The sequence below is a fragment of the Streptomyces sp. NBC_00212 genome, from assembly GCF_045206365.1.
GTDB lineage: Bacteria > Actinomycetota > Actinomycetes > Streptomycetales > Streptomycetaceae > Streptomyces.
This window is the reverse complement of record NZ_CP108115.1, coordinates 5925413-5949226: the sequence shown is the minus strand read 5'-3', so window position 1 is coordinate 5949226 and position 23814 is coordinate 5925413. Positions and strand designations below refer to the sequence as shown.

Sequence of the window (23814 nt, the reverse complement as noted above, 5' to 3'; positions counted from 1 at the left end):
CCCTTCTTGGTGTTCCGGAGCCGCCGCCGGATCGGTGTTGAGGGTCGGGGACCCGGCGGCGGCTCCGGGGCTTATCGCGAGTCGCTGCCCTTGGACTCGGCTGCGGCGCGGCCCGCTTCGAGGCGCGCCACGGGGATGCGGAACGGCGAGCAGGACACGTAGTCCAGGCCCACCTCGTGGAAGAAGTGCACCGACTCGGGGTCGCCGCCGTGCTCGCCGCAGACGCCGAGCTTCAGGTCCGGGCGGGTGGCGCGGCCGGCTTCGACGGCGGAGCGCACGAGCGAGCCGACGCCGTCCTTGTCGATGGTCTCGAACGGCGAGACCCCGAAGATGCCCTTCTCCAGGTACGCGGTGAAGAAGCTGGCCTCGACGTCGTCGCGGGAGAAGCCCCAGACCGTCTGGGTGAGGTCGTTGGTACCGAAGCTGAAGAACTGGGCGGCCTCGGCGATCTGACCGGCCGTCAGGGCGGCGCGGGGCAGCTCGATCATGGTGCCGATGGTCAGCTTGAGGTCGGTGCCGGTGGCGGCCTCGACCTCGGCGATGACGGCGTCGGCCTCCTCGCGGACGATCTCCAGCTCCTGGACGGTGCCGACCAGCGGGATCATGATCTCGGCGCGGGGGTCGCCCTTGGCGTTCTTGCGCTCGGCGGCCGCCTCGGCGATCGCCCGGACCTGCATGGCGAACAGACCGGGGATGACCAGGCCCAGGCGTACGCCGCGCAGACCCAGCATCGGGTTCTGCTCGTGCAGCTTGTGCACGGCCTGGAGCAGGCGCAGGTCGTTCTCGTTGGCGTCCTTGCGGGACTCGGCGAGCGCGACGCGGACCGACAGCTCGGTGATGTCGGGCAGGAATTCGTGCAGCGGCGGGTCCAACAGGCGCACGGTGACGGGGAGTCCGTCCATCGCCTCGAACAGCTCGACGAAGTCCTTCTTCTGGAGCGGCAGCAGGGCACTGAGTGCCGTCTCGCGCTCGTCGTCGGTGTCGGCGAGGATGAGCCGCTCGACCATCTCGCGCCGCTCGCCGAGGAACATGTGCTCGGTGCGGCACAGGCCGATGCCCTGGGCGCCGAAGCGGCGGGCCCGCAGGGCGTCCTCGGCGTTGTCGGCGTTGGCCCGTACGCGCAGCCGGCGTACCCGGTCCGCGTACGCCATGATCCGGTGCACGGCCTGGACGAGCTCGTCGGCGTCGTCGGCGCCCGCGTGCATGCGGCCCTCGAAGTACTCGACGACCGGGGACGGCACGACCGGGACCTCACCGAGGTAGACCTTGCCGGTGGAGCCGTCGATGGAGACGAGGTCGCCCTCTTCGATGACGGTGCCGGCCTGCGTCGTCATGCGGCGGCGCTTGGTGTCGACCTCCAGCTCCTCGGCACCGCAGACACAGGTCTTGCCCATGCCGCGGGCGACGACGGCGGCGTGCGAGGTCTTGCCGCCGCGCGAGGTGAGGATGCCCTCGGAGGCGATCATGCCGTCGAGGTCGTCGGGGTTGGTCTCGCGGCGGATCAGGATGACCTTCTCGCCCGAGCGGGACCACTTGACGGCGGTGTAGGAGTCGAAGACGGCCTTGCCGACCGCGGCGCCGGGCGAGGCGGCGATGCCCCGGCCGATGAGGTCGCTCTTGGCTCCGTCGTCGAAGCGGGGGAACATCAGCTGGGCGAGCTGGGCGCCGTTGACGCGCTGGAGCGCCTCGGCCTCGTCGATGAGGCCCTGGTCCACGAGCTGCGTGGCGATGCGGAAGGCGGCACCGGCGGTGCGCTTGCCGACCCGGGTCTGGAGCATCCAGAGCTGGCCGCGCTCGATGGTGAACTCGATGTCGCAGAGATCCTTGTAGTGGGTCTCCAGGGTCTCCATGATCTGCATGAGCTGGTCGTACGACGCCTTGTCGATCGACTCCAGATCGGCGAGCGGCACGGTGTTGCGGATGCCCGCGACGACGTCCTCGCCCTGGGCGTTCTGCAGGTAGTCGCCGTACACGCCCTGGTGGCCGGAGGCCGGGTCGCGGGTGAAGGCGACGCCGGTGCCCGAGTCGGGGCCGAGGTTGCCGAAGACCATGGAGCAGATGTTGACCGCGGTGCCCAGGTCGCCCGGGATGCGCTCCTGGCGGCGGTAGAGCTTGGCGCGGTCGGTGTTCCAGGATTCGAAGACCGAGCGGATCGCGAGGTCCATCTGCTCGCGCGGGTCCTGCGGGAAGTCGCGTCCGGCCTCGGCCTTGACGATCTTCTTGAAGTGCTTGACCAGCTTCTTCAGGTCGCCCGCGTCGAGGTCGGTGTCGACGGTGACCTTCTTGGCGGCCTTGGCGTCGTCGAGGGCCTCCTCGAAGAGCTCGCCGTCCACGCCGAGCACGGTCTTGCCGAACATCTGGATCAGGCGGCGGTAGGAGTCCCACGCGAAGCGCTCGTCGCCGGACTGCTTGGCGAGGCCGGCCACCGACTCGTCGGAGAGCCCGATGTTGAGGACGGTGTCCATCATGCCGGGCATGGAGAACTTGGCGCCCGAGCGGACGGAGACGAGCAGCGGGTCGTCGGCCTGGCCGAGCTTCTTGCCCATCGTCCGCTGGAGGGCGTCGAGGTGCGCGCTGACCTCGTCGCGCAGCTCGGCCGGCTCGTCACCGCTGTCGAGGTAGACCTTGCACGCCTCAGTGGTGATGGTGAACCCGGGAGGGACCGGGAGACCGAGATTGGTCATCTCGGCGAGGTTCGCGCCCTTGCCTCCGAGGAGGTCCTTGAGGTCCCTGTTCCCCTCGGTGAAGTCGTAGACGAACTTCTGGGTGTGCTGGAGGTCTTTGTCTTCCGACACGGGTCTCGACTCCTCGAATCCGCGGTGGCTGCCCTGACGGCGAGGAACATACCCAGATCGAAGGCGTCTGGGTACGTCCACTTGCGCGTCACGGGGGCGTAACCACTCGTCCGCCACCAGATCGAAAGTGACTGGCGCGTAACGAACACCTGAGGCTTACGTTCAACACTTGAAGGGAACGGGTCAAGAATCACCCAACATCCGCTCACCTGAGCGGCTCGGGCGTCAAGTGAGTCCACTACTTGAACACAGAAGGGGTGGCACTGAGTGCCACCCCTTTCAGAGATGCAGCCACCCGAAAATCGCTCATCTGAGCGCAACCCCTATCAGGGGTGGCGAGAATCACGCGCTCAGTCGAGCGGGATTCCAGCCCTCGGACCACTCTTTGGACCGTTCCGCGCCGATCCGAACCGGCCCGGATCAGCCGCCGGAGGTGTCCAGCTCGGCCTCCATGCTGATGCCGGAGCAGTCGTACGGGTCCTTCAGCCAGCCGTCCGGCAGGACGACCCGGTTGTTTCCGGACGTTCTGCCGCGCGGGCCGTCGGCGCCGACCGGCCACGGCTGGTCCAGGTCCAGCTCGCTCAACTGAGCGCCCAGCTCGTCCAGGGACGAGGTGACGGCCAGGCTCTTGCGCATCTCCGAACCGACCGCGAACCCCTTGAGGTACCAGGCGACGTGCTTGCGGAAGTCGATCACACCGCGGGTCTCGTCGCCGATCCACTCGCCGAGCAGCGTCGCGTGCCGCAGCATCACCTCGGAGACCGTGCGCAGCGTGGGGCGCGCGAAGGAGTCCGTGCCCTCGAACGCCGCCACCAGGTCGCCGAAGAGCCAGGGCCGCCCCAGGCACCCCCGGCCGACCACGACGCCATCGCAGCCGGTCTCCTTGACCATGCGCAGGGCGTCCTCGGCCGACCAGATGTCGCCGTTGCCGAGCACCGGGATCTCGGGGACGTGCTCCTTGAGGCGGGCGATGGCGTCCCAGTCGGCGGTGCCGCCGTAGTGCTGGGCGGCGGTGCGGCCGTGCAGGGCGATCGCGGTGACGCCCTCCTCGACGGCGATCCGGCCGGCGTCGAGGAAGGTGATGTGGTCGTCGTCGATGCCCTTGCGCATCTTCATGGTGACCGGCAGGTCCCCGGCGTTGGAGACGGCCTCGTGCAGGATCGCGCGCAGCAGCGGCCGCTTGTAGGGCAGGGCCGAGCCGCCGCCCTTGCGGGTCACCTTGGGGACCGGGCAGCCGAAGTTGAGGTCGATGTGGTCGGCGAGGTTCTCGTCCACGATCATGCGGACGGCCTTGCCGACCGTGACCGGGTCCACTCCGTAGAGCTGGATCGAGCGCGGGGTCTCGGTCTCGTCGAAGTGGATGAGCTGCATGGTCTTCTCGTTGCGCTCGACCAGCGCCCGCGTCGTGATCATCTCGCTGACGAACAGGCCCTTGCCGCCGCTGAACTCGCGGCACAGGGTGCGGAACGGAGCGTTGGTGATGCCGGCCATGGGTGCGAGCACCACGGGCGGCTGCACGGCGTGCGGGCCGATGGAGAGCGTGGTCATCTGCTTATTGTCGCGCATCCCGGCCGTGCCCCTTCGGGGCTGTGGACAACGGGTGCGCGCAGACCGGTGCCACTGGTACCAGGACCGCCGCCACCTGGGACCCGTCCATCCGGTTCATTAGTTAGGCGTACTATCGATGCCATGTCCGAGCCGAACCACCGCCGACGGATGCTCATCCTGGCGATCTGCTGCATGAGCCTGCTGATCGTCAGCCTCGACAACACCGTCCTCAACGTCGCCCTCCCCTCCCTGCAGAAGGACTTCCACTCCGGCGTCTCCGGCCTGCAGTGGACGATCGACGCGTACACCCTCGTCCTCGCCTCGCTCCTGATGCTGGCGGGCTCCACCGCCGACCGCATCGGCCGCCGCAAGGTCTTCAAGGCGGGCCTGGTCCTGTTCACCATCGGCTCGGTGCTCTGCTCGCTGGCCCCCAACCTGGATTCCCTGGTGGCCTTCCGGATGGTGCAGGCGGTCGGCGGCTCGATGCTCAACCCAGTTGCGATGTCGATCATCACCAACACCTTCACCGACCCGCGCGAACGCGCCCGCGCCATAGGCGTGTGGGGCGGTGTCGTGGGCATCTCGATGGCCGCGGGCCCGATCATCGGCGGTGTGCTCGTCGAGTCGGTCGGCTGGCGCTCGATCTTCTGGCTCAACCTGCCCATCGGGCTGCTCGCCCTCTTCCTGACCTGGCGCTACGTCCCCGAGTCCCGCGCCCCCAAGCCGCGCCGCCCGGACCCCATCGGCCAGCTCCTGGTCATCGCGCTGCTCGGCTCCCTGACGTACGCGATCATCGAGGTGCCCAGCGCCGGGTGGGACTCACCGGAGATCCTGGCCTTCGCCGCCATAGCCGTGGCCGCGCTCGCGGCCCTCCTGATGTACGAGCCCCGGCGCGCGGAACCCCTCATCGACCTGCGGTTCTTCCGCAGCGCCCCGTTCAGCGGCGCCACCGTCATCGCGATCTCGGCCTTCGCCGCGCTCGGCGGGTTCCTCTTCCTCAACACCCTGTACCTGCAGAACGCGCGTGGTCTGAGCGCACTGAACGCCGGGCTCTACATGCTGCCCATGGCCGCGCTCACCTTCGTCTGCGCGCCCCTGTCGGGCCGCCTCGTCGGCAGCCGCGGGCCGCGCCTGTCCCTGCTGGTCGCCGGCGTCGCGATGGCCGCGAGCGGGCTGCTCTTCGCGCTCTTCGACGCCGAGCGGACCACGACGCTCCTTTTCACCGGGTACGTCCTGTTCGGCCTCGGCTTCGGCATGGTGAACGCGCCCATCACCAACACCGCGGTCTCCGGAATGCCCCGCTCCCAGGCGGGCGTGGCCGCCGCGGTCGCCTCCACCAGCCGCCAGATCGGCCAGACCCTGGGCGTGGCCGTGATCGGCGCGGTGCTCGCGGGCGGCATGGCGGGCGTCACCTCCGGTGCGTACGCCGACAGCTTCCCCGGGGCCGCCCGGCCCGCCTGGTGGATCATCACGGGCTGCGGTCTGAGCGTGCTGTGCGTGGGGCTCGCGACCAGCGGGCGCTAGGCGCGCGAGTCGGCGCGGCGGACCGCGCGGTGCCTGGAGGCTCGGGCCGTTCAGGCCCCGGCGGACGCCAACGCCTGATCGGCGTCCGCCAACTCCTGGAGTCGCTCCAGACGCCCGCGGGTTTCGTCGTCCGTCGGCACGTACATCACCACGCGCGGGCCCGCCGAGGGCCCGAGCCACAGATTGGTGTGCTCGACGGACAGCAGGCCGACGTGGGCGTTGCGGAGGTACTTGGTCTTGCCGCCCTGGTTGACCACCTCGTGCCGGGCCCACACCTCGCGGAACTCCTGAGAGGCACCCGTGAGCCGGGCCAGCAGCGCCTTCCAGGCCGGCTCGGCCAGGTGCTCGGCCATCGAGGCGCGGAACTTGGCCGCCATCACCCGGTTCATCTCGGCCACATCGACCACCGAGGCCCGCCAGTCGGGGTTGGTGAAGGCCAGCCACAGGCAGTTGCGCTCCTCGGGCGGCAGCGCGTCGAGATCGCAGAGCAGCCGCCCGTACGTGCTGTTGTACGCGAGGATGTCGTACCGGCTGTTCTGGATGCAGGCCGGGATCGGCCCCAGCTGGTCGAGCATCGCGCGCAGCGCGGGGGTCACGTTCGGGCACGCCGCGTTCGGCGCCGGGTCGAGGGCGCCGGCCAGCGAGAACAGGTGGCTGCGCTCGCTGGGGTCGAGCAGCAGGGCGCGCGCGAGAGCGTCCAGGACCTGCGGGGAGACCTGGATGTCGCGGGCCTGCTCCAGCCAGGTGTACCAGGTGACACCGACAGCGGAGAGCTGTGCGACCTCCTCGCGGCGCAGCCCCGGGGTGCGGCGGCGCCGGCCGGGCGGCAGCCCCACCTGCTCGGGGGTGATGCGCTCGCGGCGGCTGCGCAGGAATTCGGCCAGCTCATGACGGCGGACATCGCTTGCCGGGGCCACAGTGCTCATGGCTTCAGGGTGCCGCACCCGCCGATGCTTGTCAGCCGGTTGCCAGGTAGTGCTTGTACCAGGATAAGGAGCCTCTGGTACCAGGCTCAGCGGAAGAGGATCGTCTTCCCCGTGAGTGAAACAACGGTACGGACGACCTCCAACCCTTCCACCTCTTCCCTTACTGTCCCGGTCACCCAGCACGGGGCAGTCATCGGGCCGCTCGGGCTGTTCACGGTACTGCTCGGCGCGGCGCTCCCCCTGATCGACTTCTTCATCGTCAACGTCGCCCTGCCGTCCATGGACAGCGAACTCGCCGCGGGTCCGGCCCTGCTGGAACTCGTCGTCGCCGGATACGGCGTCGCCTACGCCGTCCTGCTCGTGCTCGGCGGCCGCCTCGGCGACATGGCCGGCCGGCGCCGGCTCTTCCTGATCGGCATGGCCGCCTTCGGCCTCACCTCGCTGGCCTGCGGCCTCGCGCCGAGCGCCTGGACGCTGGTCGGCGCCCGGGTGGCACAGGGTGCCGCGGCCGCGTTGATGATGCCGCAGGTCCTCGCCACCATCCAGGCCACCACCCAGGGCCCACGCCGCGCCAAGGCGATGAGCCTGTACGGCGCGACCGCCGGCCTCTCCATGGTGGCCGGGCAGATCCTCGGCGGCGTCCTGGTCGCGGCCGACATCGCCGGGTCCGGCTGGCGCTCGGTGTTCCTGGTGAACGTGCCGGTCGCCGTCCTCGGCATCCTCCTCACGGCCCGTTCGGTGCCGGAGACCCGCTCGGACCGGCCGGCCACGATCGACGTGCCGGGCACGCTGCTCCTCGCGCTGTCCCTGATCTCGCTGCTGCTCCCGCTGACCGAGGGCCGGGCCGCGGGCTGGCCGCTGTGGACGTGGGTCTCGCTCGGCGTCTTCCCCTTCGCCGCCGTCGCGTTCTTCCTCGTGGAGCGGCGCGCGGACCGGCTCGGCCGGACGCCGCTGGTGCCGCCGAGCCTGCTCGAAACGACCTCGCTGCGGCGCGGCCTTGCGATGGTGGTGCCGTTCTCGATCGGCTTCAGCGGCTTCATGTTCGTGGTCGCCGTGGTGCTCCAGCAGGGACTGCGGATGGGCCCGGTCGCGGCCGGTCTCGCCCTGGTGCCGATGGCGCTCGCCTTCTTCGCCGCCTCGCTCGCCGGGCCCCGGCTCATCGGCCGCTTCGGCACCCGCGTGGTGACCGCGGGCGGAGTGATCCAGGCGGTGGGCATCGCCGTGCTCGTACTGACCGTGCGGAACGGCTGGTCGGGCCTGAGCGTCGTCGAACTCGCCCCGGGCGTCGCCGTCGCCGGCCTCGGCCAGGGCCTGCAACTCCCGGTCCTCATCCGCCTGATGCTCTCCGACATACCGGCCGACCGGGCCGGGGTGGGCAGCGGCGTGATGGTCACCACCCAGCAGTCCGCGATCGCCCTCGGCGTCGCCGTCCTGGGCACCCTCTTCCTCACCCTCGCGCCGTCGATGGGCATGCGCGACGCGCTCGTCGTCACGCTCCTCGTCCAGCTCGGCCTGATCGTGGTGACGACCCTGCTGAGCCTGCGGCTGCCGCGCACCATGCGGTGAGCGGGTGAGCCGCGACGGCGAAGGGCCCGGAACGTGTCACACGTTCCGGGCCCTTCGCCGTACCGATGTTCCGGATGCCCCGGACTCCTCGGATCAGCTCTCGCTCGACTCCGTCGTCGCGGGGTTGGCGCGCTCGCGCATCTTGCGCAGCAGCTCCTCCTTCTTGTCCACGGCCGCCTTCCGGTCGGCCGCGCTCCCTTGGACGGAGCCCTGGTCTCCGTTGCGGGACACCTTCTTCCGCTGTCCACCGACACCGAGCAGGTTGTTACGACTCTTAGCCATGAGGGCGACGGTACCCGGGTCCTGAGGGTGAGCCGTACCAGTTATTGGCGTGGAGGGCCGGGGCGCCGGGGACCGGATCACAGATGACGACCAACACATGACAGCTGACAGATATTGAAATCTGTCAGCTGTCATGTCATCGTGGACGCACACCCCCACCACCAAGGAGTCCCCTCATGCGAACCCGCACCCTCGGCACCAGCGGCCCCCGCACCTCCGCGCTCGGCCTCGGCTGCATGGGCATGTCGGCGCTGTACGGCGAAGCCGACCGGGGCGAGTCGATCGCCACCATCCATGCCGCGCTCGACGCCGGCGTCACGCTTCTCGACACCGGCGACTTCTACGCCATGGGCCACAACGAGATGCTGATCGGCGAGGCGCTGCGTTCCGCCCCCGCCGCGGCCCGCGAGCAGGCCCTGACCAGCGTGAAGTTCGGCGCGCTCCGCGACCCGGACGGCGCCTGGTTCGGGTACGACGGGCGGCCCGCCGCGGTCAAGACCTTCGCCGCCTACTCGCTGCAGCGCCTCGGCGTCGACCACATCGACATCTACCGGATCGCCCGGGTCGACGAGAACGTGCCGATCGAGGAGACCGTCGGCGCCATCGCCGAGCTGGTGCAGGCCGGGCATGTACGGCACATCGGGCTTTCCGAGGTCGGCGCGGCCACCCTGCGCCGGGCCGCCGCCGTGGCCCCGATCTCCGACCTCCAGATCGAGTACTCGCTGATCTCGCGCGGCATCGAGGACGAGATCCTGCCGACCGCAAGCGAGCTGGGCATCGGCGTCACCGCGTACGGGGTGCTCTCGCGCGGCCTGATCAGCGGGCACTTCTCGCGCGACCGGCAGCTGTCGGCGGGCGACTTCCGCGGCATGAGCCCGCGCTTCCAGGGCGAGAACCTCCAGCACAACCTGGACCTCGTCGAGGCGCTGCGGAAGATCGCCGAGCAGAAGGGCGTCTCGGTCGCGCAGACCGCCATCGCCTGGGTCCTCGCGCAGGGCCCGCGGCACGACGTGGACATCGTGCCGCTGGTCGGCGCCCGCCGCCGGGACCGGCTGGCCGAGGCGCTCGGCGCGCTGGACGTGGACCTGACCGCGGCCGACCTCGCCGCGATCGAGGCGGCGATCCCGGTCGACGCGGCCGCGGGCGACCGCTACCCCCAGGCTCAGATGGCCCACCTGGACAGCGAGCACTGAGCCCGCGCCACGCCCCCTGCCCGTGCCCGTGGCCTGTGGACAAGTCCGTGACCAGGGTTGTCCACAGGCCGGCCGGGCCGTTCCGAGCGGCAGGTAACGTCATGGCCATGAGTACGGAACCACTGACCGCCGAGCGCATCCTCGTCGCGACCGAGGAGGTGCTGCGCCGGTACGGCCCGGCGAAGGCGACGGTCGTCGACGTGGCGCGCCAGCTCGGGGTGAGCCACGGCAGTGTGTACCGCCATTTCCGTACGAAGGCCGCGTTGCGCGAGGCGGTCACCGAGCGGTGGCTGAACCGTTCGACGGACCTGTTGCGGGAGATCGCGGCCCGCCAGGACCTGGAGTCGGGCGTCGTGCTCCGGCTCTGGCTGAGCGAGCTGTTCCAGGCCAAGATGCACAAGGCGGGCGACGACCCGGAGCTGTTCCAGACGTACGAGGTGCTGCTCCGGGAGAACAGCAGCGTCGTGGAGGAGCACATCGCGGAGCTGGTGGGCCAGCTCACCACGATCATCCAATTCGGCCTGGAGCGGGGCGAGTTCACGATTCCGTACGAGTCGCCGGCCGTCTCGGCACGGGCCGTCTTCGACGCGACGGGCCGCTTCCACGACCCGGTGTACGCGGCGGAGTGGTCGCGCCGGTCCATCGTGGACGATTTCGGGGCCGTGGTGGATCTGCTGTTGCAGGGGCTGAAGAAACGCTGAGCGCTCCGCGAGCGGCTCAGCCCGTCGACGCCGTTGGGTCGACGGTTGCCTGGTGGGCCGCGGTCAGGTGTTCCTCCGCCTTGAGCCAGGGCAGGAACTGGGCGCCCTTGCGCCAGCCGCAGGTCTCACAGGTCAGCGAGCGTTGCACGCCGGCCCGCTCGACCCGTACGACGTGGCGTCTGCCGTGCTGGTCCCATCTGCTGACCGTGCTGGTCGTCGTGGACGGCATCCGTGGCTCCCTGGCCTTCGCTTCGCGGTGTGTGGCGGCGGGCCCAGTGTGCCCCACCGGCAACATCAACAGCAGGATTCCCACGGTGAATTGGAGGCTGCGCGAGGCCCCCAAGATCAGGAGCCCGGGTAGCCGACTGTGGCCGATCCGGAGCCGCTGGAGACATCGAGGACCCGGTCGGAGTTGTTGTCGATCAGCTCCTGCTGGATGCTACGGCCGCCCGATCCCGACTTTCCCTTGACCAGGTAGCCGGCACCCTCCGGCACGGTGACCGAGACGCTGCCCGATCCGGTGGTGGCCTTGACCCGCTGCGGCGCGGCGACGAATTCGGCGTCCACGCTCCCGGAGCCGGAGTCCAAGTCGGCCTCGGACGAGGAGAGTTGGGACGCCTGGATCTCACCGGAGCCGACCTTGGCCCGGACCGCGCCCTTGAGCCCGTACAGCTTCATGCTGCCGGAGCCGCCCTGGAGGTCGACGGGGCCCGTCAGATTGCTGACCTTGATCGGGCCGGAGCCGCTCTTCACCTTGAGGCGGACACCTGCGGGGACGGTCAGCTTGAGGTCGACCTGGCAGTTCTGGACGAACTCGTCCACGAAGCCGTCACAGCGGGTGTGCACCTTGAGGGTGTCGCCGTCCCAGGTCCGCTCGATGACGGGCCGTTTCATCGACCAGGTGAGCTTGCCGCTCATCGTCACCTGCCCGGCGGCGCCGGTCGAGACGGAGATCTGGGCCGCCCCGGAGTCCACTTCGACGGCCGAGACGGCATGGGGGCGGCCGTTGTCGGGGCTCGCGTACGCATCGGTCTTACTGATGGCGTCGGCCACGAGCGAGAAGGTGAACGGGGCCACGATGCCCAGGGCGCCGATGATCGCGACGATGATCCACGCGGTGCGGTGGCGGGGGCGCTCCCCCGCGGCCTCCGCCGCCTTCGGTGCCTCGCGCTGCTCGGTGGCGCTCACGCCGGTCCGCCGTCCAGGAACCGCAGGACCGCGAGGACCCGGCGGTGGTCGCCGTCGGCGACGGGCAGGTCGAGCTTGGCGAAGATGTTGTTGATGTGCTTGGCCACCGCGCTTTCGCTGACGACGAGTTCGGCGGCGATGCCCGCGTTGGAGCGGCCTTCCGCCATGAGCGCGAGGACGTCGCGTTCGCGCGGGGTGAGCCGTTCCAGCGGGTCGGGCCCGCCGCCGCGGCGCAGCAGGAGCTGGGCGACGACCTGCGGGTCGAGCGCGGTGCCGCCGGCCGCGACGCGCTTGAGGGCGTCGACGAACTCCTCGACGTCGGCGACCCGCTGCTTGAGGAGGTAGCCGATGCCGCCGGTCTGGGTGGCGAGGAGGTCGGCGGCGTACCGCTCCTCGACGTACTGCGAGAGCAGCAACACGGCGGTGTCCGGCCACTGTTGCCGGATCATCAGGGCGGCCCGTACGCCCTCGTCGGTGAAGCCGGGTGGCATCCGGACGTCGACGAGTGCCAGTTTCGGCCGGTGTTCCTCGACGGCCCGCAGCAGGCCCTCGGCGTCTCCGGCCTCGGCGGCGACCTCGAATCCGGCCATTTCCAGGACCTTGACGAGTCCTATCCGCAACAGCACCGAATCCTCGGCGATCACAGCCCGCACGGCAGCTCCACAGTGATGACGGTCGGGCCCCCGTGGGGGCTGTTGATCCTGATGGTTCCGTCGACCGACCCTACGCGCTTGCGCAGGCCGAGGAGGCCGGTGCCGCCCGCCGGGTCGGCGCCGCCCACGCCGTTGTCGCTGACGGTGATCGTCAGGCGCTGGGCGCGGCGGCGGACCTGGACGGAACAGCGGGTCGCCCGGGCGTGCTTGGCGACGTTGGCGAGGGTTTCGGAGACGACGAAGTAGGCGACGGCCTCGACCGTGGGCGAGGGGCGTTCGGCGAGGTCCACGGTGAGTTCGACGGGGAAGGGGGCGCGGGCGGCGATGCCGGAGATCGCGGCGTCCAGGCCGCGGTCTTCGAGGACGGCCGGGTGCAGGCCCCGTACGAGATTGCTGAGTTCCTCGATGGCTTCCTTCGCCTCGCGGTGGGCCTCGTCGATGACGGCCCGGGCTTCGGGCGGCAGGTCGGTGAGGGTGGCGCGGGCGATGCCGAGGTTCATGGCGAGGGAGACGAGGCGCTGCTGGGCGCCGTCGTGCAGGTCGCGTTCGATGCGGCGGCGCTCCAGGTCGGCGGCGTCCAGGATGCCGGCCCGGCTCTCGGCGAGGTCCTCGACGCGGCGTTCCAGTTCCTTGGCCCGGTTGGGGCCGAGCAGGACGGTCGCCGCGCGGCTGTCGAGCGCGGCGACGAGGGCCGCGAACCAGGGCATGGCGATGAGCAGCAGGACGCCGAGGACGGTGAAGGCGACATAGGCCTCGGTCCAGCCCGCGGGCCGGTCGTCGACGGGCAGCGCCCACACCCAGGCGTAGACGAAGGTGCAGGCGGCCCCCGCGGCCCAGCCGAGCACGACCAGGACGCCGCCGATCCCGGCGAGCGGGGAGACGAGCAGGTGGTAGCCGTACTGCCGCCAGGTCGATTCGGCGCGCAGCCGCGGGATGAGTCCGCCCCAGCGGTACCAGGGGCGGGCCCACTGGATCTTCGGGATGTCGAGGCCGGTCAGTGACCAGAAGCGGCTGCGCTGGAGCCGGGTGAGCAGCGGGCAGAGCAGCAGCACGAACCCCAGCGTTTTGAGGATGTGCCCGGGGTTGGAGAACGTGTACGCGAGGGCGAGCGCCGCGGGCACCGCGACCGGTACGGACGCGACCACGAGGGCGGTGTTGCGCCAGGCCCACGCCGACCACGGCGCGTGCGCGGCTGTCCAGTCGTACGCGCGCCGCAGCGGGCCGGGAGTTGCCATGGACACAGCGTAGTTGGGCTGGTCACGGGCCTGCCATCACGCTGCTGCCCGGTCGGGGGTGTAGCCAGCACCACCCCCGGTTCGGACAGCCGCGTTACTGACCGGAGCGGCCCCGGACGCGAGTCTTGTTGCTGTGCTCGGGCGGAGGGACCGCCGGGCCGGAAGGAGCCCGCCGCCATGACCCTCGTCGCCCCCCAGATCCGTACGAGCCGTAAGCCCCGTACCGTCGTGGGCACTTCGGGAGTCCTGCGCCGCCGGCCGCGCCTGGCGACCGTCCTGACCGGGGCCGGGATAGCGCTGGTGCCGTGGATGGTGGTGCTCGCCAAGACGCTGCCGCAGACCACGGAGGTCTCCAACTGGTCGACGGCGTGGATCGGCCTGGACGCCCTGCTGGCGGCGGGCCTGACCGGCACGGGAGTCCTGCTGAAGCGACAGGACCCCCGAGCGTGCCAGCTCGCCGCGGCGACGGCGGCGCTCCTGGTGATGGACGCGTGGTTCGACGTGACGACGGCGGCCGCGGGCGACCTGCCGACCGCCCTGACCCTGGCGCTGGCGGCGGAACTGCCGATGGCGGTGGCGTGCGGGGTGGTGGCGCTGCGCAAGCCGTAACTCCCGTACTGGGCAAGGCGAAAGCCCCGGATTCCTAGCCAAGGAACCCGGGGCTTCACAGCGCCCTATAGGGGCGCGGGGAACTGCGCGACCAGCCACAGCGCACCCGCGGACGAACAAAAACGGGGGTCTGGGGGCAGCGCCCCCAGAGGTGATCCCCGTTTAGCAGCCCAGCAGCCTGCTGCCGAGGTACTGCTGGATCTGGTCCAGGGAGACCCGCTCCTGGGCCATGGTGTCCCGCTCGCGCACGGTCACCGCGTTGTCGTCGAGGGTGTCGAAGTCGACGGTCACGCAGAACGGGGTGCCGATCTCGTCCTGGCGACGGTAGCGGCGGCCGATGGCGCCCGCGTCGTCGAACTCGATGTTCCAGTTCTGCCGCAGGTCCGCCGCGAGGCCCTTGGCCTTCGGGGAGAGCTGCGGGTTGCGGGACAGCGGCAGGACGGCGACCTTGACGGGCGCCAGGCGCGGGTCGAGGCGCATCACGGCGCGCTTCTCCATGACGCCCTTGGCGTTGGGCGCCTCGTCCTCGCTGTACGCGTCGAGCAGGAACGCCAGCATCGCGCGGCCGACGCCGGCCGCGGGCTCGATGACGTACGGCGTCCAGCGCTCGCCGGCCTCCTGGTCGAAGTAGGAGAGGTCGTGGCCGGAGGCCTTGGAGTGCGCGGTGAGGTCGTAGTCGGTGCGGTTGGCGACACCCTCCAGCTCGCCCCACTCGCTGCCGCCGAAGCTGAAGCGGTACTCGATGTCCGCGGTGCGCTTGGAGTAGTGCGAGAGCTTCTCGGCGGGGTGCTCGAACCAGCGCATGTTCTCTTCACGCATGCCGAGGCCGGTGTACCAGTTCCAGCGCTGCTCCATCCAGTATTCCTGCCACTGCTCGTCCTCGCCGGGCTTGACGAAGAACTCCATCTCCATCTGCTCGAACTCGCGGGTGCGGAAGATGAAGTTGCCCGGCGTGATCTCGTTGCGGAAGGACTTGCCCATCTGCGCGATGCCGAACGGCGGCTTCTTGCGGGAAGTCTGCTGGACCTGGCCGAAGTTGGTGAAGATGCCCTGGGCGGTCTCGGGGCGCAGGTAGGCGACCGAGCCGGTGTCCTGGGTCGGGCCGAGGTGGGTGGAGAGCAGGCCCGAGAAGCTCTTGGGCTCGGTGAAGGTGCCCTTGTTGCCGCAGTTGGGGCAGTTGAGGTCGGCGAGGCCGTTCGCGGGGGCCTCGCCGTGCTTCTCCTCGTAGGCCTCTTCGAGGTGGTCCGCGCGGAAGCGCTTGTGGCAGGAGGTGCACTCGGTGAGCGGGTCGGTGAAGGTCGCGACGTGACCGGAGGCCTCCCAGACCTCGGAGGCCAGGATCACCGACGAGTCGATGCCGACGACGTCCTCGCGCGAGGTGACCATGTAGCGCCACCACTGGCGCTTCAGGTTCTCCTTCAGCTCGACACCCAGCGGCCCGTAGTCCCAGGCGGCCTTCTGGCCTCCGTAGATCTCGCTGCACGGGTAGACGAAGCCACGGCGCTTGCTCAGGTTGACGATGGTGTCGATCTTGTCGGCGGCCACGGTGCTCTCTTCATTAACGACGACGACGAACGGGGGAACAGCGAATGCCCCAGATTAGCGGCGGCCGCACCCCCTCTATCAAATCGGTTACCGCGCGGGGCCCGCACACGGCCCCTCGCGGAGAGCTGACGGTCCCGATTATTGACAACCGTTTCCATCTTTGTTGAAAATGGATGTCATGAACGTACGACGCCTCATACCCACGGCCGCCCTGTCCTGCGCCGCCCTCCTCGGTCTCACGGCCCTCGCCGCCTGCGGATCGGGCTCGGCCGCGGTGGACCGGAAGGACGGCAAGCTGGACGTGGTGGCGTCGTTCTACCCGTTGCAGTTCCTGACCGAGCAGATAGGCGGCGACCACGTCTCGGTCTCCAGCCTGACGAAGCCGGGCGTGGAGCCGCACGACCTGGAGATCAGCGCCAAGCAGACCGCGAAGCTCAACGACGCCGACGCGGTCGTCTATCTCAAGGGCCTCCAGCCCGCCGTGGACGCGGCCGTCAAGCAGGCCGAGGTCAAGACCAAGGTCGACGCCTCGACGCTCACCTCGATGGAGAAGCACGGCAACGAGGTGGGCGGGCACGCCGCCGCGCACGACCACGCGGCCGGCGAGGAGGACCACGCCGACCACGGCCACAGCCACTCCGAGAGCGGCGACGACCCGCACATCTGGCTGGACCCGGTGAAGTACGCCGAGGTCGCCAAGGGCGTCGGCGCGGCCCTGGCGAAGGCCGACCCGGCCCACGCGGCCGACTACCGGAAGAACACCGACACCCTGGTGACGAAGCTCGGCGGCCTCGACAAGGAGTACGCGGCCGCGCTGAAGAACACCAAGGCGAAGGTCTTCATCACCACCCATGCCGCCTTCGGCTACCTCGCGGAGCGCTACGGGCTGACCGAGGAGGCCATCAACGGCCTCGACCCGGACTCCGAGCCGAGCCCGGCCCGGATCAAGGACCTCCAGAAGATGGCGAAGGCCGACGGGGTCACGACCGTCTTCTACGAGACGCTGGTCAGCGACAAGACCGCCAAGACCCTGGCGTCGGACGCCTCGCTCAAGACTGATGTACTCGCCCCTCTTGAGGGCATCACCGACAAGTCGAAGGGCACCGACTACTTCTCGGTGATGCGGTCCAACCTGACCGCCCTGACGACGGCGCTCGGCACCAAGTGACCATCCGTCCACCCGCTTTGGAGGCACCTGCCATGGAGCCCGTCATATCGCTCACCAAGGTGACGGCCGAGCTGGGCTCGCGCCCCGTCCTGCGCGGCATCGACCTGGCCGTGCACCGCGGCGAGGTCGTCGCGCTGCTCGGCGCGAACGGCTCGGGCAAGTCCACCGCGATCCGGACGATCATCGGGCAGGTGCCGCTCAGCGGCGGCTCGGTCGAGATCTTCGGCACCCCCCGCCGGCGCTTCCGCGCCTGGGGGCGGGTCGGTTACGTGCCGCAGCGCACGACCGCCGCGGGCGGGGTGCCCGCCACGATCCGCGAGGTCGTCTCCTCGGGCCGGCTGTCCCGCACCCGCTTCGGGATCCTGCGCAGGGCCGACCGCGAGGCCGTCGACCGGGCGATCGCGGCGGTGGGCCTCGCCGACCGGGCGAAGGACTCCGTGGACGCCCTCTCCGGCGGCCAGCACCAGCGCGTGCTCATAGCCCGGGCCCTGGCGGCCGACCCGGAACTCCTGATCATGGACGAGCCGATGGCGGGCGTCGACATGGAGAGCCAGGAGATCCTGGCAGCGACCCTGCGCGAACAGGTGGCCGCCGGCGCCTCGGTCCTCCTCGTCCTGCACGAGCTCGGGCCCCTTGAGCCGTTGATCGACCGGGCGGTGGTGCTGCGCGACGGGTGCGTCGTGCACGACGGCCCGCCGCCGAGGGCCGTCGGCCAGCACGCGCTGCCCGGCCACGACCACGTACATCCGCACACGGCCGCCGAGCCGGTACGCACGGGACTGCTGAGCTGACCATGATGGAACTCCTGAACTCCCCGTTCATGCAACGGGCGTTGATCGCCGCGGCACTCGTCGGGATCACCGCGCCCGCCGTCGGGATCTACCTGGTCCAGCGCCGCCAGGCGCTGATGGGCGACGGCATCGGCCACGTCGCGATGACCGGCGTCGGCCTCGGCTTCCTCCTCTCCACCTCGCCGGTGTGGATGGCGACGCTCGTCTCGGTCCTCGGCGCGGTCACGATGGAACTGATCCGCTGGTACGGCAAGACGCGCGGCGACATCGCGCTCGCGATGCTGTTCTACGGCGGCATGGCGGGCGGCGTGCTCTTCATCAACCTCGCGCCGGGCGGCTCGACGGCCAACCTGAACTCCTACCTCTTCGGCTCGCTGTCGACGGTCTCGCAGTCGGACGTGTGGGCGATCGGCCTCCTGGCAGCGTTCGTCCTCGCGGTGACGGTCGGCCTGCGCCGCCAGCTCTTCGCGGTCAGCCAGGACGAGGAGTTCGCACGTGTGACGGGTCTGCCGGTGCGCGCCCTGAACCTCCTGACGGCGGTGACGGCGGCGGTCACGGTGACCGTGGCCATGCGCGTGGTGGGCCTGCTCCTGGTCTCCGCCCTGATGGTGGTGCCGGTCGCGGCCGCGCAACAGCTGTCCCGCAGCTTCGCCCTGACCTTCGCGATCGCGGTGGCGATCGGGGTGACGGTGACGCTGAGCGGAACGGTGGTCACGTACTACGAGGACGTACCGCCGGGCGCGGTGATCGTCCTGTTCACGATCGCGATCTTCATCGTCCTGACGGGTCTCGCGACGCCACTCGCCAAGCGGCGGGCCCGGGCCGCGGCGGCCGTGCCGGCCGAGGGCGAGTGCGGGCTGGACGTGCCCGCCCCGGCAAAGCCTCAGGCCGGCGAGGTCACGGCCTGAGCGGGAGCTGGCACAATGGCCCAAGGAGAGTTTGTACGGGTCAAGGCTTGGAGGCACCTGTGACGACAGCGCCACTCGGCGGGTCGAATACCGCCCCCGTACGAGGCCGGTCGACCCGGCAGCGTGCCGCGGTGGCGGCTGCCCTTGACGAGGTGGACGAGTTCCGCAGCGCGCAGGAATTGCACGACATGCTCAAACACCGGGGTGACTCGGTGGGCCTGACCACCGTCTACCGCACGCTGCAGTCCCTCGCGGACGCGGGCGAGGTGGACGTGCTGCGCACCAGCGACGGGGAGTCGGTGTACCGGCGCTGCTCCTCCGGGGACCACCACCATCACCTGGTGTGCCGGGTGTGCGGCAAGGCCGTGGAGGTGGAGGGGCCCGCGGTCGAGAAGTGGGCGGAGTCGATCGCGTCGGCGCACGGCTATGTGAACGTGGCCCACACGGTGGAAATCTTCGGCACGTGCGCACCGTGCGCCAACCCGGGGAACTCGTAGGCGGCCTCCCCCTCCACCCCCTCGGGGCGGTCCTCCAGGGGGCTCCGCCCCGAGCCCCCTGGGCGCTGGCCGTTCGACTGCGGGCCGCGGGCGCCTGTTCGCGCAGTTCCCCGCGCCCCTGGCTGGGTTGGTCCTGGCCAGCATCGGCATCTTTAGCCCGTCCGGCGATTGAGGACGAGCGCCCTTAAGGCGCGAACGGGGTCTGGGGCGGAGCCCCAGGGGCCTTCACCCCCGGAGGCCACGCGGCGGAGCCGCAGAGTGTCACAGCGGGAAGGGGCGGGGTGGGGAAAGCCACAGCCGTTAGCCCTCCGCCGCCAGCGAGCTCAGCGACACCGGGCTTCCCACCCGCCCCGCGAGCCCCTCGTCCAGCATGGACAACGGCCGAGGCTCGCACCTCTCATCGAGAGGCTCCGCCGCCCGGATCCGGTCGAGACGGAACCCGCGGCCGGCCCCCCGAAGACGGCACCAGGCCACCAGGTACCAACCCCCTTCCGCGCACAACAGCCCGCCCGGCTCGACCAGCCGGGACGACTCGCACCCCGCCGCATCCGCGTAGCGAATCCGCAGCAACTTCCGCTCCAGAACGGCGAGTTCGACCGTCCGCAGCACCCCCGCCGAGGTCCGGCCCGGCAGCACGTGGATGCGCGAGGCCAGATCGCGTACCGAGGACGCCGCGTCCGCGGACAGCGCCGCCGCCAGCTTGCGCATGGCGCCCCGCGCGCCCGAGGAGAACGGCGTCGAGGACTCCGCCCCGGCCAGCGCCGCGGCCACCGCGAGGGCCTCCTCGCTGGTGAGGTTGACCGGCGGCAGGGTCATCCCGGGGTCGATGAACCAGCCGCCGCGCCGTCCCGCCTCGCAGCGCACCGGCACCCCCGACTCCATCAGCGCCTGGAGGTCGCGCTGCACGGTGCGGCCCGACACCTCGAAGCGCGTCGCGAGCCAGCCGACCGTGCGCGGCCGGGGCGCGATCGCGCGGAGCTCTTCGACCAGGGCGTACAGCCGTTCCGTACGGTTCACCGTCACTGCCGGGGCAGGTCGCCGCTCTTGTCGAGCGCGGCCAGCGCCTCGTTGGGGATGGCGCCGCCGAAGCGGCGGTCGCGGGAGGCGAACTCCAGGCAGGCCCGCCACAGGTCGCGCCGGTCGAAGTCGGGCCACAGCACGTCCTGGAACACCATCTCGGCGTAACTGGACTGCCAGATCAGGTAGTTGGAGGTGCGCTGCTCGCCGCTGGGCCGCAGGAACAGGTCGACGTCCGGCATGTCGGGGTAGTACAGGTACTTGGCGAAGGTCTTCTCGTTCACCTTCGACGGGTCGAGCTTCCCGGCGGCGACGTCGCGCGCGATGGCCTGCGCGGCATCGGCGACCTCCGCCCGCCCGCCGTAATTGACGCAGAAGTACAGCGTCATGGCGTCGTTGTCGACGGTCTGCTCTTGGGCGACCTGGAGCTCCTGGACGACGGACTTCCACATCTTGGGCATGCGGCCGACCCAGCGGATGCGGATGCCGAGCTCGTTCATCTCGTCGCGGCGGCGCCGGATGACGTCGCGGTTGAAGTTCATCAGGAAGCGGACCTCTTCGGGCGAGCGCTTCCAGTTCTCGGTCGAGAAGGCGTACAGGGAGAGGTTCTTGACGCCCATCTCCAGGCAGCCCTTGAGCACGTCGAGGACGACTCCCTCGCCGACCTTGTGGCCCTCGGTGCGGGGCAGGCCGCGCTCCTTGGCCCAGCGGCCGTTGCCGTCCATGACGCAGGCGACGTGGCTGGGCACCAGCTCGGCCGGGATCTTCGGCGGCACCGCGCCCGAGGGGTGCGGCTCGGGGGTCTTGTAGTCGCGCCGCGACCGCCCGCCCAGGATTCCGCGTACTGCCATGTGGAGCTCTCTCCCTAGATGCTCAGTTCTTCTCTACGTACCGCAGGGAGCGCAGGCCGCGCTCCAAGTGCCAGTGCAGATAGGCCGATACGAGCCCGCTGCCCTCCCGCACATGCCTCGGCTCACTAGCGTCCGCCGTCTCCCAGTCCCCCGTGAGCAGCGCGCTGAGCAGTCCGATGGCCTCCGCAGAGGGTACGACGCTGCCGGGTACGCGGCAGTCACCGCATATGACGCCGCCGCTCGCGACGGAGAAGAACCGGTTGGGGCCGTGGATGCCGCATTTCGCGCAATCCTCGAAACTCGGGGCGTATCCGTTGACGGCGAGCGAGCGCAGCAGGAAGGCGTCCAGGATGAGGTGCGGGGCGTGCTCGCCGCGGGCGAGCGTGCGCAGCCCGCCGACCAGGAGCAGGTACTGCTGCACGGCCGGCTCGCCCTCGTTGTCGGTGAACCGTTCCGCCGTCTCCAGCATGGCGGTGCCCGCGGTGTACCGGGCGTAGTCGGTGACGATGCCGCCACCGTACGGAGCGATGGTCTCGCTCTGGGTGCACAGCGGGAGCCCGCGGCCGACGAGTTCGCTGCCGCGCGCGAAGAACTGCACGTCGACGTGGCTGAACGGTTCGAGCCGCGCCCCGAACTTGGACTTGGTCCGCCGCACCCCGCGGGCCACGGCCCGCACCCGGCCGTGGTTGCGGGTGAGCAGCGTGATGATGCGGTCGGCCTCCCCGAGCTTCTGGGTGCGCAGCACGATGCCGTCATCACGGAACAGACTCATGCGGCCATTGTCCTGCACGGAGCGAGCGGTGCGGCGCGAGGCCCTGGATCTGGGCGGATTCCCCACCCCGCCCCTTCCCGAGGCCCTCCGGGGAGTTCGTTCGGCTGCAGGCCGGCGCTCCTGGGGCTCTGCCCCAGACCCCGTTCGCGCCTGAAGGGCGCTCGTCCTCAATCGCCGGACGGGCTGAAATGCCCGGTGCGGGCCAGCACCGACCCTGCCAGGGGCGCGGGGAACTGCGCGAGCAACCACGCACGGTCCGCAGGCGAAGAGGCGAAGGGGCGGCCGGGTCGCACCAGGGGAGCCCGCACCGATCCTGCAAGGGACGCGAGGAACCGCGCGACCGGCCACGCACGGGTCCGCAAGTGAAAGGGTGTCGGGGGCGCCGCCGAACGGGCCGGGCCGTCTGCGCCGGAAGCGCCGCCCCCGTCCGGGCGACGTGGCACGGATCACCCCGGGGGGCTCTCCCCTTGCCCCTCAAGCGGTCCGGGCGCGCCGGGCGCCCGCGTATGGTCCGGTTCACGGCGTTTACATAGGGGGATGCGGCACCATTGCGCCAGCAGGGCCCTCTTCTCCTGTGACTGAACCCTTCGCCTCACCTGGACGGACCGGAATGCCGCTGCCCACCACCGGTCGCCGTGCCCGCACGGCGGTCTGCGCGTTCGCCGTGCTGGCGCTTGCGGGGTGTTCGGCGGGTGAGGGGGTGCGGGACGACGGGCCGGCTCCCTCGCCCTCCGGTTCGGTGACCGCCTCCCCGCTGTGGCCCGACCACACCGCCACCGTCGTGCCCGCCAAGCCGGGCCAGGGTTTCCACGCGCGCGGGCCCGTGCCGGGGGTCACCGTGCCGGACGGGGATCTCGCGCGGGTCGACGGGGTGCGCCTCCTGGCCGCCGATCCGGCGACCGACCGCGCGGTGCAGAGCGGCCTCAAGGGGTGCCCGGACGGCTCCTCGTGCCGGCTGCGGCCGCCCGCGTACGCCGATCTCACCGGTGACGGAAAGCGTGAACTCGTGCTCGCCTACGACGACTTGGGGCGCACGATCCTCTGGGTCTACACCGCGGTCGGCGAGCAGGCCCACGCCGTTCTGGAGTACGCCGGGCGGCCCGGCACGAGCGCCGCGACGCTGGGCACCGATCTCGTCGTCACGGAGCCCGCGGGCGGCCGCAACCGCGAGTCCGACACCACCCTGCGCTGGAACGGCACCGAGCTCGCCCCGCTCCCGGCCGCCTCGGATCCCGCCAAGGGCGCCACCAAGACCCGGCCCTCCGAGGACTCCCTGATCAAGCCGGCCGACGGCACCGACGGGCCCGGGCAGGGCTGAACCCGCGCAGAGCTCACGCGCCCGGCACCACCAGCCCCGACTCGTACGCCAGGATCACCAGCTGGGCCCGGTCCCGTACCCCCGACTTGCCCATGATCCGGCTCACATGGGTCTTCGCGGTCAGCGGGCTCAGGGCCAGCGCGTCCGCGATCTCCGTGTTGTTGAGGCCGCGGGCGACCAGCGTGAGGACTTCGCGTTCCCGGGAGGAGAGGGAGGTCAGGGTGGCGGGGCCGTTGCCTGTCGCCGGCTGGGGGGCTCTCAGCACTCGGGCTATCAGGCTCGCCGTCGGGCCCGGTGAGAGCAGCGCGTCGCCCGCCGCCACCGTGCGGATGGCGTCCAGGAGTTCGGCGGGGCGGGTGTCCTTCACCAGGAAGCCGGAGGCGCCGGCCCGCAGCGCCTCCAGGACGTTCTCGTCGGTGTCGTACGTCGTCAGGACCAGCACCTTCACCCCGGCGAGGTCCTCGGCGGCGGCGATCAACCGGGTCGCCCCGATGCCGTCGGTGCCCGGCATCCGCAGGTCCATGACGACCACGTCGGCCCGCGCCGAGTGGGCGAGCTCCACGGCTTCCGCGCCGGTGCCCGCCTGGCCGACGACGGCCATGTCGGGCGCCGACTCCACGAGCATCGCGAAGGCCGACCGGACCAGGGTCTGGTCGTCGGCGAGGACGACCCGGATGTGGCCGTTCGGCACAGCGGCTGTCATGCGGTCGCCTCCAAGGGACGATCC

General features: G+C 70.7%; 22 protein-coding genes and 1 pseudogene. 10 read left to right on the top strand and 13 right to left on the bottom strand.

Annotated elements, in window-relative coordinates; all coding sequences use genetic code 11:
- Window positions 1–71 precede the first annotated feature (71 nt).
- Both ppdK and dusB read right to left on the bottom strand, forming a co-directional pair.
- The gene (gene ppdK / locus OHA17_RS27135) at window positions 72–2795 is read right to left on the bottom strand and encodes a pyruvate, phosphate dikinase (RefSeq protein ID WP_406508740.1); all 2724 of its coding nucleotides are present in this window, start codon (window positions 2793–2795) and stop codon (window positions 72–74) included.
- A 420-nt stretch (window positions 2796–3215) separates the two neighbouring features.
- Entirely contained in the window at window positions 3216–4343 is a 1128-nt protein-coding gene (gene dusB / locus OHA17_RS27130) for a tRNA dihydrouridine synthase DusB (RefSeq protein ID WP_406508739.1), read from the bottom strand.
- A gap of 141 nt (window positions 4344–4484) precedes the next feature.
- Here dusB and OHA17_RS27125 point away from each other — a divergent pair.
- Window positions 4485–5945 (top strand): annotated as a pseudogene (locus OHA17_RS27125) (MFS transporter).
- Here the strand turns inward: OHA17_RS27125 and OHA17_RS27120 are convergent.
- The gene (locus OHA17_RS27120; protein WP_398871625.1) at window positions 5918–6793 is read right to left on the bottom strand and encodes a helix-turn-helix domain-containing protein; all 876 of its coding nucleotides are present in this window, start codon (window positions 6791–6793) and stop codon (window positions 5918–5920) included. The pseudogene OHA17_RS27125 and the gene OHA17_RS27120 overlap by 28 nt on opposite strands.
- A 111-nt stretch (window positions 6794–6904) precedes the next feature.
- Between OHA17_RS27120 and OHA17_RS27115 the strand changes: the two genes are divergently transcribed.
- Window positions 6905–8359, top strand: a complete 1455-nt coding sequence (locus OHA17_RS27115) for an MFS transporter (RefSeq protein ID WP_406508738.1) — start codon at window positions 6905–6907, stop codon at window positions 8357–8359.
- Between the two features lie 93 nt (window positions 8360–8452).
- On the opposite strand, the gene OHA17_RS27110 is transcribed toward OHA17_RS27115, so the two are convergent.
- Window positions 8453–8641 carry a DUF6243 family protein gene (locus tag OHA17_RS27110; RefSeq protein ID WP_053727546.1) on the bottom strand — a complete coding sequence of 63 codons (189 nt, stop codon included), beginning with the start codon at window positions 8639–8641 and terminating at the stop codon, window positions 8453–8455.
- A 176-nt stretch (window positions 8642–8817) separates the two neighbouring features.
- Between OHA17_RS27110 and OHA17_RS27105 the strand changes: the two genes are divergently transcribed.
- Window positions 8818–9834 carry an aldo/keto reductase gene (locus OHA17_RS27105; RefSeq protein ID WP_406508736.1) on the top strand — a complete coding sequence of 339 codons (1017 nt, stop codon included), beginning with the start codon at window positions 8818–8820 and terminating at the stop codon, window positions 9832–9834.
- 101 nt (window positions 9835–9935) lie between these two features.
- Window positions 9936–10535 (top strand): TetR/AcrR family transcriptional regulator, encoded by a 600-nt coding sequence (locus tag OHA17_RS27100; protein ID WP_398871631.1) that lies wholly within the window; start codon window positions 9936–9938, stop codon window positions 10533–10535.
- A 16-nt stretch (window positions 10536–10551) separates the two neighbouring features.
- Here the strand turns inward: OHA17_RS27100 and OHA17_RS27095 are convergent, their stop codons facing one another.
- From OHA17_RS27095 to OHA17_RS27080, 4 genes are all read right to left on the bottom strand, one after another.
- Entirely contained in the window at window positions 10552–10764 is a 213-nt protein-coding gene (locus OHA17_RS27095; RefSeq protein ID WP_406508735.1) for a hypothetical protein, read from the bottom strand.
- A gap of 116 nt (window positions 10765–10880) precedes the next feature.
- On the bottom strand, window positions 10881–11723 hold the full coding sequence (locus OHA17_RS27090) for a DUF4097 family beta strand repeat-containing protein (RefSeq protein ID WP_406508734.1): 843 nt from the start codon (window positions 11721–11723) through the stop codon (window positions 10881–10883).
- Window positions 11720–12376 carry a response regulator gene (locus OHA17_RS27085; protein WP_398871637.1) on the bottom strand — a complete coding sequence of 219 codons (657 nt, stop codon included), beginning with the start codon at window positions 12374–12376 and terminating at the stop codon, window positions 11720–11722. The genes OHA17_RS27090 and OHA17_RS27085 overlap by 4 nt, the downstream gene beginning before the upstream one ends.
- Window positions 12364–13611: a histidine kinase gene (locus OHA17_RS27080; RefSeq protein WP_406508733.1), complete on the bottom strand. Its 1248-nt coding sequence runs from the start codon at window positions 13609–13611 to the stop codon at window positions 12364–12366. The genes OHA17_RS27085 and OHA17_RS27080 overlap by 13 nt, the downstream gene beginning before the upstream one ends.
- Window positions 13612–13788: 177 nt before the next feature.
- Between OHA17_RS27080 and OHA17_RS27075 the strand changes: the two genes are divergently transcribed.
- Entirely contained in the window at window positions 13789–14220 is a 432-nt protein-coding gene (locus tag OHA17_RS27075; RefSeq protein WP_406508732.1) for a hypothetical protein, read from the top strand.
- Window positions 14221–14382: 162 nt separating this feature from the next.
- Here the strand turns inward: OHA17_RS27075 and OHA17_RS27070 are convergent, their stop codons facing one another.
- Window positions 14383–15765 carry a glycine--tRNA ligase gene (locus OHA17_RS27070; protein ID WP_406508731.1) on the bottom strand — a complete coding sequence of 461 codons (1383 nt, stop codon included), beginning with the start codon at window positions 15763–15765 and terminating at the stop codon, window positions 14383–14385.
- A gap of 178 nt (window positions 15766–15943) precedes the next feature.
- Here OHA17_RS27070 and OHA17_RS27065 point away from each other — a divergent pair, with 178 nt between their 5' ends.
- Genes OHA17_RS27065 through OHA17_RS27050 form a run of 4 tightly spaced genes read left to right on the top strand, consistent with a single transcriptional unit; the run spans window position 15944 to window position 19129 of the window.
- On the top strand, window positions 15944–16933 hold the full coding sequence (locus tag OHA17_RS27065; RefSeq protein WP_406508730.1) for a metal ABC transporter substrate-binding protein: 990 nt from the start codon (window positions 15944–15946) through the stop codon (window positions 16931–16933).
- 32 nt (window positions 16934–16965) lie between these two features.
- Window positions 16966–17724 (top strand): metal ABC transporter ATP-binding protein, encoded by a 759-nt coding sequence (locus OHA17_RS27060; protein WP_398871643.1) that lies wholly within the window; start codon window positions 16966–16968, stop codon window positions 17722–17724.
- 5 nt (window positions 17725–17729) lie between these two features.
- A complete protein-coding gene (locus OHA17_RS27055) occupies window positions 17730–18632 on the top strand; it encodes a metal ABC transporter permease (RefSeq protein WP_406510822.1) in 903 nt (300 codons plus the stop codon).
- Between the two features lie 59 nt (window positions 18633–18691).
- Window positions 18692–19129 carry a Fur family transcriptional regulator gene (locus tag OHA17_RS27050; protein WP_398871645.1) on the top strand — a complete coding sequence of 146 codons (438 nt, stop codon included), beginning with the start codon at window positions 18692–18694 and terminating at the stop codon, window positions 19127–19129.
- A gap of 300 nt (window positions 19130–19429) precedes the next feature.
- Here the strand turns inward: OHA17_RS27050 and OHA17_RS27045 are convergent, their stop codons facing one another.
- The 3 genes from OHA17_RS27045 to recO are packed head-to-tail and all read right to left on the bottom strand — an operon-like array spanning window position 19430 to window position 21769.
- Window positions 19430–20146, bottom strand: coding sequence for a helix-turn-helix transcriptional regulator (locus tag OHA17_RS27045; protein ID WP_406508729.1), 717 nt, complete (start codon window positions 20144–20146; stop codon window positions 19430–19432).
- A 2-nt stretch (window positions 20147–20148) separates the two neighbouring features.
- On the bottom strand, window positions 20149–20997 hold the full coding sequence (locus OHA17_RS27040; protein WP_406508728.1) for an isoprenyl transferase: 849 nt from the start codon (window positions 20995–20997) through the stop codon (window positions 20149–20151).
- A gap of 22 nt (window positions 20998–21019) precedes the next feature.
- Window positions 21020–21769 carry a DNA repair protein RecO gene (gene recO, locus OHA17_RS27035; protein ID WP_406508727.1) on the bottom strand — a complete coding sequence of 250 codons (750 nt, stop codon included), beginning with the start codon at window positions 21767–21769 and terminating at the stop codon, window positions 21020–21022.
- Window positions 21770–22379: 610 nt separating this feature from the next.
- Between recO and OHA17_RS27030 the strand changes: the two genes are divergently transcribed.
- A complete protein-coding gene (locus OHA17_RS27030; protein WP_406508726.1) occupies window positions 22380–23087 on the top strand; it encodes a hypothetical protein in 708 nt (235 codons plus the stop codon).
- Between the two features lie 13 nt (window positions 23088–23100).
- Here OHA17_RS27030 and OHA17_RS27025 read toward each other — a convergent pair whose 3' ends face one another.
- Entirely contained in the window at window positions 23101–23790 is a 690-nt protein-coding gene (locus OHA17_RS27025) for a response regulator (RefSeq protein WP_406508725.1), read from the bottom strand.
- Window positions 23791–23814: the final 24 nt, after the last annotated feature.

Bases quoted from the DNA above. Each gene is read 5' to 3' on its own strand.
- dusB (WP_406508739.1), bottom strand. From the start codon at position 4,343: ATGACCACGCTCTCCATCGGCCCGCACGCCGTGCAGCCGCCCGTGGTG.
- OHA17_RS27120 (WP_398871625.1), bottom strand. From the start codon at position 6,793: ATGAGCACTGTGGCCCCGGCAAGCGATGTCCGCCGTCATGAGCTGGCC.
- OHA17_RS27110 (WP_053727546.1), bottom strand. From the start codon at position 8,641: ATGGCTAAGAGTCGTAACAACCTGCTCGGTGTCGGTGGACAGCGGAAG.
- OHA17_RS27105 (WP_406508736.1), top strand. From the start codon at position 8,818: ATGCGAACCCGCACCCTCGGCACCAGCGGCCCCCGCACCTCCGCGCTC.
- OHA17_RS27100 (WP_398871631.1), top strand. From the start codon at position 9,936: ATGGCCATGAGTACGGAACCACTGACCGCCGAGCGCATCCTCGTCGCG.
- OHA17_RS27095 (WP_406508735.1), bottom strand. From the start codon at position 10,764: ATGCCGTCCACGACGACCAGCACGGTCAGCAGATGGGACCAGCACGGC.
- OHA17_RS27080 (WP_406508733.1), bottom strand. From the start codon at position 13,611: ATGGCAACTCCCGGCCCGCTGCGGCGCGCGTACGACTGGACAGCCGCG.
- OHA17_RS27075 (WP_406508732.1), top strand. From the start codon at position 13,789: ATGACCCTCGTCGCCCCCCAGATCCGTACGAGCCGTAAGCCCCGTACC.
- OHA17_RS27065 (WP_406508730.1), top strand. From the start codon at position 15,944: ATGAACGTACGACGCCTCATACCCACGGCCGCCCTGTCCTGCGCCGCC.
- OHA17_RS27060 (WP_398871643.1), top strand. From the start codon at position 16,966: ATGGAGCCCGTCATATCGCTCACCAAGGTGACGGCCGAGCTGGGCTCG.
- OHA17_RS27055 (WP_406510822.1), top strand. From the start codon at position 17,730: ATGGAACTCCTGAACTCCCCGTTCATGCAACGGGCGTTGATCGCCGCG.
- OHA17_RS27040 (WP_406508728.1), bottom strand. From the start codon at position 20,997: ATGGCAGTACGCGGAATCCTGGGCGGGCGGTCGCGGCGCGACTACAAG.
- recO (WP_406508727.1), bottom strand. From the start codon at position 21,769: ATGAGTCTGTTCCGTGATGACGGCATCGTGCTGCGCACCCAGAAGCTC.
- OHA17_RS27030 (WP_406508726.1), top strand. From the start codon at position 22,380: ATGCCGCTGCCCACCACCGGTCGCCGTGCCCGCACGGCGGTCTGCGCG.
- OHA17_RS27025 (WP_406508725.1), bottom strand. From the start codon at position 23,790: ATGACAGCCGCTGTGCCGAACGGCCACATCCGGGTCGTCCTCGCCGAC.